The organism is Pollutimonas rozaliensis (assembly GCF_048751585.1).
Taxonomy (GTDB): domain Bacteria; phylum Pseudomonadota; class Gammaproteobacteria; order Burkholderiales; family Burkholderiaceae_B.
In genome coordinates this window covers 1-9,368 of the sequence record NZ_JAZHOB010000015.1, presented here as the reverse complement: position 1 = coordinate 9,368, position 9,368 = coordinate 1, and the positions used below count along the sequence as shown (strand labels likewise).

Here is a 9,368-nt window from a genome sequence, read left to right as displayed (position 1 = left end):
TCTGATGGCAAGGCTGTAGGGGCTCATCGATAAAAATCGCTTTCAAAAGAATGCGACAACTATGCTGACACTGGGGGAATCCAGCGAAGCGCACCAGAGATACGTAGAGAACTCGGTGTGCTTTTCACAGTGAAGGTCTCCCTCATCCCATGTCATGCCGTGGAGCGGCGTAGCGTGGTCGGGCTCGGCAACGCCGAAGCGATGAGACAACTCGCTCATCGCCATCTGATCCCCGGTCTGGTCACCTTCGGTCATGAAAGCGAGCTGCAATATACCGCGGGGGGCCTCAAGCAACAGATGCGGGCGCGCATGCACTTCACCCACGGCTGCAGCACGATCGGCATAAGCCGGCATGCCGTACACGGTGGCGGTTGGGGTGGGTTGTACGGTCGTCGTATTGATATTGGCCGGCTCTTTCATAACTACCTCATTTCTCATTGGTTGAAAAGCACGCTTCAAAAAAAATGCCCGCAGCCATGTGTTTCGCACATGGCTGCGGGCCGATCTTCATGAGCAGGCACCGCGTTACACAGTCCGTCTAACAGGCTCACCGTATAATAGAGGCTTGTGCTGACCCTGTCAGAACGCTCTCAGCTTCCTTGCTTTCAGACGAAGGTGTACGAGCAGACCTTGTTGCCCGCCGGATCACGCAGGTAGGCCGCATAGGCACCCGGCAGGTGACCACGTGCGCCAGGCTGGCCCTCGTCAATGCCGCCTGCGGCAAGGCCGGCGGCGTGGAAGGCATCCACTTCAGCGGGAGTGGCGGCCGCAAAGCCGATCGTCACACCGTTGCTGGAAGGCGCTTCACCATTGCCCGGGCGGGCGATGATGAAAGCCGGCTTTTCGCGACCGAAAAGTACCCATCCGTTGTTGAAAGGACCGAGGTTCTTGATGCCAAGAGCACCCAGAGCGGCGTCGTAGAACGCGACCGACTTCTGAAGGTCGGCAGCGCCGATAAAGATGTGCGAAAAGATGCCATCGCCAGAAATGACAGGAGTGGACATGATTAATTTCCTTGGTGGTTGGTGTTGAATGGGTAGTGGGCGGTCAGTAGTGGATCACCGTGCGAATCGACTTGCCTTCATGCATCAGGTCGAAGGCCTTGTTGATGTCGTCGAGGCCCATGGTGTGGGTGACGAACGGGGCGAGATCGATCTCGCCTTTCATTGCGTCCTCCACCATGCCGGGAAGTTGAGTGCGGCCCTTGACCCCGCCGAAAGCCGAGCCCTTCCAGGTGCGACCGGTGATCAACTGGAACGGGCGCGTCGAAATTTCCTTGCCTGCACCAGCCACGCCGATGACGATCGACTGGCCCCAGCCACGATGTGCTGCTTCCAGTGCCGAGCGCATCACGTTGACGTTGCCGATGCACTCGAAGGTGTGATCGACACCCCAACCGGTCATCTCGATGAGAACCTCGTGAATCGGCTTGTCGAAGTCCTTCGGGTTTAGGCATTCGGTCGCGCCGAAGGTACGAGCCAGCTCGAACTTCGCTGGATTGGTGTCGATGGCGATGATGCGACCTGCCTTGGCCTGGCGTGCCCCCTGAATCGCAGCGAGCCCGATGCCGCCGAGGCCGAAGATGGCCACAGAGTCACCCGGCTGAACCTTGGCCGTGTTGTGAACAGCGCCGATGCCGGTGGTCACACCGCAACCCAGCAGGCAGACATGCTCGGGATTGGCGTCCGGGTTGATCTTGGCCAGCGAGACTTCGGCCACCACCGTGTATTCGCTGAAGGTCGAGCAGCCCATGTAGTGGTAGATCGGCTGGCCGTTGTAGCTGAAGCGGGTGGTGCCATCGGGCATCACGCCCTTGCCCTGGGTGGCGCGCACCGCCACGCACAGGTTGGTCTTGCCGCTCTTGCAGAACAGGCACTCACCGCACTCGGCGGTGTACAGCGGGATCACGTGGTCACCCGGCTTGACCGAGGTCACGCCCTCGCCGACCTCGACCACGATGCCGGCGCCCTCATGGCCCAGCACAGCCGGGAACACGCCTTCCGGGTCCTCGCCCGACAGGGTGAAGGCGTCGGTATGGCAAACGCCGGTATTCGTGATCCTGACAAGCACCTCGCCCTTGCGCGGCGGCTCGACGTCGATCTCGACGATTTTCAGTGGCTTTCCAGGCCCGAAGGCAACTGCTGCACGTGATTTCATGATGTCGCTTCCTTTACTAGCTAACTAAATTTTCCCTCACCGAGGGTACCCTGGCGCCTCTACCGCAGGTAGGAGCGGACGATGGAGATGGTCTCGTCAATGGACTTGTTCTGCGAATCGCTCCTGATTTCGCTACTGGGAAACTCTTCCCTTAGATAGCTCTCCAGAACCGTTGCCATCAATCCGTTGACAGCTCCACGAACAGCCGCAAGCTGCTGAAGAATTGCAGGGCATTCAGCACCTGCATCGAGCGCTTGCTTCTTTTCTTCCGGGCCATGTGGCACTCACCGCTTTTCACTCCAGATAAGCGGGGCCTGACGCCGAAGAGACAGGCCCTCAACTCATTAGAATTCCTGCACGGTTGGGCGCAGAACGATCTCGTTAATATCCACGTCAGCAGGCTGCTCAATTGCGAAGGCGATAGCTCGCGCGACGGATTCGGCGGGAATTGCATGCTTGTAGAAGTCCACCACGAAATCGCGGCTCTGTTGGTGGGTGCTGCCGAATTTCAGTTCGGAATCCACGGCGCCCGGTTCGATAGTCGTGGTGCGGATGCTGCCACCGACTTCGTGACGCAGTCCTTCGGAGATAGCCCGCACAGCAAACTTGGTGCCGCTGTACACGGTGCCACCCGGGCTGAACACCTTCAGGCCTGCAACCGATGCGATGTTGATGAAGTGACCACTGTTTTGTTTCTGGAATACTGGCAATGCAGCCGCGACTCCGTACAGCAGACCCTTGATGTTGATATCGATCATGCGATCCCACTCGTCAGTGCGAGTATCGCTGAGCGGTGCAATCGCCATCAGTCCGGCATTGTTGATCAGTACATCAATGCGACCGTAGGTGTCCACGGCACCTTGAATGAGTGTTTTGACCTCTTCCTGAGAGGTGACATCGGTCTGATACGCGATTGCCTGACCACCTGCATTGGTCAGCTCAGCCACCAATGCGTCGAGTTTATCTTTGCGACGTGCAGCCAGCACTACGCGAGCGCCAAGCGCAGCAAGGTGGCGTGCAGTAGCCTCACCCAGGCCGCTGCTGGCACCGGTGATAACGACAACTTTTGCAGAAATATTATTGCTCATGCTGAGAACCTCATCGGGGGGGTTGTACTTCGGGGCTTCGCCATGGCTGGTTAGCCTGGCAGTGCGCATACTTTAGACCCATAATTGATCTCAATAAATGAAAATAATTGGATTATGCTATTCCTGAAAATGGAATAAATGGGAGGGGCTACATGCTTAACCGCATGGAGATGGTTAGGATTTTTTGCACAGCAGCAGAGGCGGGTAGCTTCCGTGAAGCGGCAACTCGATTAGGCATCTCCCCACAAGGGGTGACTCGAGCCATTCAAGCCCTGGAAACTGAGCTTGGCGAATCACTGTTCCACCGCAATACCCGCCAGGTGAGCATCACTGCTTTTGGTCAGGATTACGCCAAAGATGCCAGGTCAGCTCTGGATCATTTCGATACGCTATTCCGTTCGCACAGGACGGAGCCTGAGCTGTCAGGTAGGGTGGGGGTTACGGCTCCACATGCTATTGGCAGGCGCTTCCTAATACCGTTTCTTCAGCCCCTGGCCGCTGCACATCCTGGCCTGCAATTCGATCTCCGCTTGGAAGATCAGATGACTGATGCTGTTGAGTCGCATATCGATATTGGTATCAGGGTGGGGGTTATTCGCGACCGGCGCTACGTTGCACGTGCCTTAGCTCCCGTGCCGTTTTACGTTGTCGCGTCCCCGTCTCTCATAAGCCAAAAGACATCACCTGAATCTTTGGATGCCTTAGCTAAGCTGCCACTTTCAGTCCTGATCGACCGGAAAAATGGCCGCCCTTGGCCTTGGCTATTTGCCGACGGGCAAACGTTCACGCCCAGGCAGCCAGCTCTTATCTGTGATGATCCAGATACGGAATTAGAAGCCACCCTGGCAGGCATGTGTTTTGGCCAAATTCCTGCCTATCTGGCTGAGCCTCATCTGCGGTCAGGAAAGCTGGTTGCTGTTTTGGCTGATCTCGCTCCAGCGCCATGGGATCTGTTCATATACCGCCCACAGCAGGGTCCTGTATCGAAGCGGGTGCGATTGGTGTACGACCACCTTAAGCAGGCTTTCTCAAACCCCAAGCTATTTCCCCAGGGCCTGGGGAAATAGCCAGAGACTCATAGACAACCCTGGTGCGAAGCACGGCGCGGGCACAGCTGATCCAGAAGTGAGCTGCAAGGGCGTGGAAATATGCATACGTGCCGGAAAATGATAGCGACATATTAGCATATTGACATATTCAGATATTGCAAATAATATTAACCCATAACCCGTGCGAGAAACCTTAGGAGGTACCCCCATGAAAGATTCCAGTGATACCTACCCATGAGATCTCTGCCCATGCCCCCTTTGGTGGCGATAAGAAATCTGACCTAGGACGGGAAACGCACAACTCAATATTGGAAGCCTACAGGCAAAAGAAGAACATCGACGTCAGCCTCAACGAAGCACCGCTCGGGCTCTTCAGAGCTCGTTGATCCATGTTTTTTTGACTTACAGAATCGAATATTTTAGATATGCAGATAAATGAAATGACACACTCAGAACTTTTTAAAACCACTCAGCTGGGCCCATACACCCTCAAGAACCGTATCGTTCTGCCGCCACTGACGCGTTCGCGCAGCTCCCAACCCGGCAATATTGCGAACGACCTAATGGCCACATATTACCGTCAGCGCAGCGGTGCTGGCTTCATGGTGACCGAGGGCACACAGATCGAACCCCGAGGACAGGGTTATGCCTGGACACCCGGCATTCATAGCTCGGAACAGATACAAGGCTGGCGTAAGGTCACCGACGCTGTTCACGCCGAAGGGGGGGTGATCTTTGCTCAACTTTGGCATGTGGGCCGCGTGTCGCACACATCGCTGCAACCCGGTGGTGAAGCGCCCGTCGCGCCATCAGCCATCCGCGCGGACAACGTCAAAGTGTTCATCGAAACTGGCCCCGGCACGGGCACACTGGCCGACCCATCGACCCCACGAGCCCTGTCCACCGAGGAGGTAAAGGAACTGGTTGAGCTCTACGCCCAAGCAGCCCGAAATGCTCTGGAAGCAGGTTTTGACGGGGTGGAGCTTCACTGCGCGAACGGGTACCTGGTAAACCAGTTCATTTCGGCCCATACCAACCAGCGTGATGATGAATATGGCGGTTCGCTGCAGAATCGTCTTCGTTTCCTGCGCGAAATCACGCTCGCCGTTGCTGGTGTGGTCGGCAAGGAGCGCGTTGGCGTTCGCTTCGCTCCGCTGTTCGCGACCACAGACGAAGACCGCGTTTACCTTGGCCTGGTCGAAGAAGATCCTCACCAAACCTACATCGAGGCAGTGAAGATCCTCGAGGAAGCGGGCATTGCCTACCTGTCGCTCGCCGAAGCCGATTGGGACAACGCACCCGAGCTGCCTGAGACGTTCCGGGAAGCTGTTCGTAAGACTTTCAGCGGCAAGATTATCTATGCCGGCAAATACACCGCTGAACGAGCAAATCGCGTGATAAAAGCTGGCTGGGCCGACCTGATCGCTTTTGGTCGCCCCTTCATTGCGAACCCCGACCTGCCCGCGCGTATCGCCAACAACTGGCCGCTTAACCCACTTGATCCAAGCAGCATGTACGGCGGTACCGATAAGGGCTACACCGACTACCCGACTTACAAACCCTAAGCGCTCAGAGCCACGCCCCATAACTCAGGGCGTGGCACAGCGTTTGCTGACCGAGGAAGTTAAGCATGTACCAACCGAGTACGATTCCCTACCAAGAGCATAGGGGATTCAAACAGACCTTCAGACAGGGTCATCTAAGCCTTGGGCTGTTCTTTCCCCTGGAGGCTTTCCAGGGTGACACACCGCGCATGCTAGATCAGGTCGCGCTGGCCAAACGTGCAGAGGCACTAGGTTTTTCGGCACTCTGGTTTCGCGACGTCCCGCTCAGGGACCCAAGCTTCGGTGATGTCGGCCAGGTTTTCGATCCTTGGGTGTATCTGGGCTACATCGCAGCCCATACAACAAAAATCGCACTAGGCACCGCCTCCATCGCCCTTACTTTGCGTAATCCCTTGCACACGGCAAAGGCCGCAGCGAGCATTGATCAGTTGAGCGGAGGTCGTTTGCTCCTGGGTGTAGCCTCTGGCGATCGTCCCGTGGAGTTTCCCGCATTCAGCGTTGATCCAGAAAAGCGTGGCGAGACCTTTCAAGAAAACCTCAATGTGATACGCCAAGCCCATCGAACACACTTCGAGCCCATTCGCTGGAGTCACGGCGAGTTACTGGGGGCCGATCTCGTTCCCAAACCTACGACTCGGGAAATACCGCTATTCGTAACCGGACATAGCCGCCAGTCGCTCGATTGGATCGCGCGTGAAAGCCATGGATGGATCAACTATCCACGTCCGCCAAAAATACAGCGACTCATCGTGGAAGATTGGCGACAGGAAACGGTTAAACAATGTGGCACTATCTACAAGCCGTTCTTGCAATCGCTGTATATCGACCTGGACGAACACCCATCCACGCCGCCCTCGCCTATCCATCTAGGATTCCGACTGGGACGTAACCACCTTCTGTCCTTGCTGGATATACTTCAGGAAATCGGTGTAGATCACGTCATCCTGAACCTCAAGTATGGTAAACGTCCCGCAGCAGAGGTTATCGAGGAGCTTGGCAAGCATATCGTCCCTAAATTCGGCGGCGCGCAGGTGCCCGATAGTCCTACCTGACAGGACACTAGGATTTCAGTCCAAGCCTGCCCATCACTGCGAAGGGCAGGCGGGGAGATCATGGCGAAGCCTTGCAATTTGACGCGTGAATCAGGAAGATATCCAGATATCGGAAGAATAGGTATAAAAATTAATGACTATTGACGTCAACGAAGCCCTGAAAGCATTGGCGAACCCGATGCGCTTTACTATCCTTAATTGGCTCAAGGAGCCCAGGACAGCCTTTCCCGGGCAGGAGGTCGACCCAGAAACGGTAGGCGTGTGCGTTAGTATCATCCAAGAGCGCACGGGCCTCTCTCAGTCAACAACATCGCTTTATCTCGCAGCTCTACAGCGCGCGCAATTGGTGACATCGCAGCGGATCGGCCCCTGGACCTACTACAAACGCCACGATGAGAATATCGACGCCTTCTTAAAGGCGCTGCAAGAAAGAATCTAGGTATGCAGGGCCAGGAAGTCATGGTGCATTCTTGAGCCCTCATCAGGAGGATGCGCCATGGCTCCAGGTCTTCATGGTTTGACAGCCACCGAGTAATACGCCATCGTAGGCCATTATTTAGCGCCGACCAATGACTAAATTTTTGTTAGCCTTCGAGTGCCCGGATACCTTCCGGATGTACGTCGAGGCCCATTGATAAACGAGGTATCTATATGACACGCATTGTCAGAATTCATGAATACGGTGACGCCAGCGTTCTGAAGCTGGAAGATCTGGAAGTATCGGCACCAGCAGCAAACGAGGTGCAGATTAGTGTTAAAGCTATTGGCTTGAACCGAGCCGAAGTGATGTTCCGCAATCACGCATACCTACAAGAAGCGGAGTTCCCCAGCCGCTTAGGCTACGAGGCCGCAGGCATCGTAACGGCAGTTGGGAGCGACGTAACCGAGATCACTATTGGTGACTCGGTCGCTCTGATCCCACCTTTGGATATTGCTCGCTGGGGCACCTACGGCGAGTTGGCCAATGTACCAGCCCACCTGGTGGTAAAGAGCCCTGAGAACTTGTCCTTTGAAGAGGCTGCGGCGTCTTGGATGCAGTACGTCACCGCCTGGGGAGCATTGATTGAACAGGCGAAGCTACGGCAGGGCGATTTTGTCATCGTTACCGCCGCGTCAAGCAGTGTTGGCTTGGCCGCCTTCCAAATAGCTCGAATGGTCGGCGCCACATCGATTGCGATCACTCGAACTCACGCGAAGAAGCAAGCCCTGCTTGATGCAGGCGCTGCGCATGTCATCGTCAGCGATGAAGAGGATATCGTCGAGCGTGTTATGACGATAACTGCCGGTCAAGGCGCTCGCGTTGTATTTGATCCTGTAGGCGGGCCGTCCTTCGAACCTCTCACGCAGAGCATGGCGCGGGGCGGAATTTTGCTGGTGTACGGCGCACTCAGCTCTGAACCGACACCATTTCCACTGTTTACCGTGCTGGGCAAAAGCCTGACTTTGAAGGGTTATCTCTACGCAGAGATTGTGGCCGACCCTGAAGCCCTGGAGAGAGCGAAGGCTTTTATTCTGCAAGGGTTGAAGTCCGGCGCGTTGCGCCCGATCATCGCAAAGACATTCGCACTTAGCGACATCCAGGATGCCCATCGTTTCCTTGAAGCCAATCAGCAGATCGGCAAGATCGTGGTAACTGTCTGACCAGCAATTATGGGGCTGAGAGCGTAATCCTTCGGCCCCGACTCAAGCCAGCCCTGATGACCGCTATTGGCCGACTCTGTTGAAAAAGTAGCTGCTCCCCCATGCTGTCGGCAGAATTGCTCTGTCAGCTAGCGCGGGGACGGTGAGCCGCCGCATCGTCAGGGCACAGCGTTGCTCAATCATTGATTTGCTCAACTACGGCATTGCCAGCAAAACTTTGTCCAGGGTCAAACTGGAGCTTGCGCGCCGTGGCGGGCAGTAGTTTTGTCAGTTTGTCCAAATGCGCCGTTTGGCCTGCGTCAGTTTCGCGGCGGTCTCCAGCCGTACATATACCAAACGCCTCTGGTCATCCGCCGCGTCGCAACTCTCTGACACCCCGGCCCAGCTTGCGGCGCAGCAGGGCCCGCAGGGTCGCCCCATCCGAATACCCGACCTGTGTGGCGACCTGGTCGACGCTGGCGTTTCCGGTGCGCAAGAGATGGACGGCATGCTCCACGCGCAGGTCCTGGAAATACGACAGTGGTGTCTTGCCCAAAACGCTTTGCAGCCGCCGCGCCAAGGTGCGCTCGCTTGTGCCCGCGGCGCTGGCCGCCTCCGCCAGCGAGAACCCCTGCGCGAGCCGACGTCTGGCCCAGCTCTCGAAGCGCTCCACTATTGGGTCGGCATGCGCAAGGTGGTCGGGAATCACGAACTCGGCTTGCGAACTGCGTGCCTCGACCAGCAGATAGCGTGCCACCAGCGGTAATTGTCAAGCTAGTTGTCGCATGTAACATGTATTCAAGCCGCCAGCTTGAGTTGGTTTTCATGGTTTGAACA

Annotated in this window: 11 protein-coding genes; 5 read left to right on the top strand and 6 right to left on the bottom strand. The window is 56.3% G+C overall.

Annotated features, from left to right (window positions below; all coding sequences use genetic code 11):
* Positions 1-42: 42 nt before the first annotated feature.
* From V0R37_RS21710 to V0R37_RS21690, 5 genes are all read right to left on the bottom strand, one after another.
* Complete coding sequence (locus tag V0R37_RS21710; RefSeq protein WP_489685814.1) at positions 43-420, bottom strand: DUF3422 family protein; 378 nt, start codon at positions 418-420, stop codon at positions 43-45.
* A gap of 185 nt (positions 421-605) precedes the next feature.
* Positions 606-1,004: a VOC family protein gene (locus V0R37_RS21705; protein ID WP_012218027.1), complete on the bottom strand. Its 399-nt coding sequence runs from the start codon at positions 1,002-1,004 to the stop codon at positions 606-608.
* Positions 1,005-1,047: 43 nt separating this feature from the next.
* Positions 1,048-2,157 (bottom strand): S-(hydroxymethyl)glutathione dehydrogenase/class III alcohol dehydrogenase, encoded by a 1,110-nt coding sequence (locus V0R37_RS21700; protein WP_420376502.1) that lies wholly within the window; start codon positions 2,155-2,157, stop codon positions 1,048-1,050.
* 59 nt (positions 2,158-2,216) lie between these two features.
* Positions 2,217-2,381: a metal-sensing transcriptional repressor gene (locus V0R37_RS21695; RefSeq protein ID WP_052157371.1), complete on the bottom strand. Its 165-nt coding sequence runs from the start codon at positions 2,379-2,381 to the stop codon at positions 2,217-2,219.
* Positions 2,382-2,501: 120 nt separating this feature from the next.
* On the bottom strand, positions 2,502-3,245 hold the full coding sequence (locus V0R37_RS21690; protein WP_420376501.1) for an SDR family oxidoreductase: 744 nt from the start codon (positions 3,243-3,245) through the stop codon (positions 2,502-2,504).
* A 107-nt stretch (positions 3,246-3,352) separates the two neighbouring features.
* Here V0R37_RS21690 and V0R37_RS21685 point away from each other — a divergent pair, with 107 nt between their 5' ends.
* From V0R37_RS21685 to V0R37_RS21665, 5 genes are all read left to right on the top strand, one after another.
* A complete protein-coding gene (locus V0R37_RS21685; RefSeq protein ID WP_489685813.1) occupies positions 3,353-4,312 on the top strand; it encodes a LysR family transcriptional regulator in 960 nt (319 codons plus the stop codon).
* A gap of 422 nt (positions 4,313-4,734) precedes the next feature.
* The gene (locus V0R37_RS21680; protein ID WP_420376500.1) at positions 4,735-5,859 is read left to right on the top strand and encodes an alkene reductase; all 1,125 of its coding nucleotides are present in this window, start codon (positions 4,735-4,737) and stop codon (positions 5,857-5,859) included.
* A gap of 65 nt (positions 5,860-5,924) precedes the next feature.
* Positions 5,925-6,911 carry an LLM class oxidoreductase gene (locus tag V0R37_RS21675; RefSeq protein WP_420376499.1) on the top strand — a complete coding sequence of 329 codons (987 nt, stop codon included), beginning with the start codon at positions 5,925-5,927 and terminating at the stop codon, positions 6,909-6,911.
* 133 nt (positions 6,912-7,044) lie between these two features.
* The gene (locus V0R37_RS21670; RefSeq protein ID WP_176305007.1) at positions 7,045-7,350 is read left to right on the top strand and encodes an ArsR/SmtB family transcription factor; all 306 of its coding nucleotides are present in this window, start codon (positions 7,045-7,047) and stop codon (positions 7,348-7,350) included.
* A gap of 212 nt (positions 7,351-7,562) precedes the next feature.
* Positions 7,563-8,552: a zinc-dependent alcohol dehydrogenase family protein gene (locus tag V0R37_RS21665; RefSeq protein ID WP_420376498.1), complete on the top strand. Its 990-nt coding sequence runs from the start codon at positions 7,563-7,565 to the stop codon at positions 8,550-8,552.
* Positions 8,553-8,898: 346 nt separating this feature from the next.
* Here V0R37_RS21665 and V0R37_RS21660 read toward each other — a convergent pair whose 3' ends face one another.
* On the bottom strand, positions 8,899-9,204 hold the full coding sequence (locus V0R37_RS21660) for a helix-turn-helix domain-containing protein (RefSeq protein ID WP_420376503.1): 306 nt from the start codon (positions 9,202-9,204) through the stop codon (positions 8,899-8,901).
* Between the last annotated feature and the right edge of the window lie 164 nt (positions 9,205-9,368).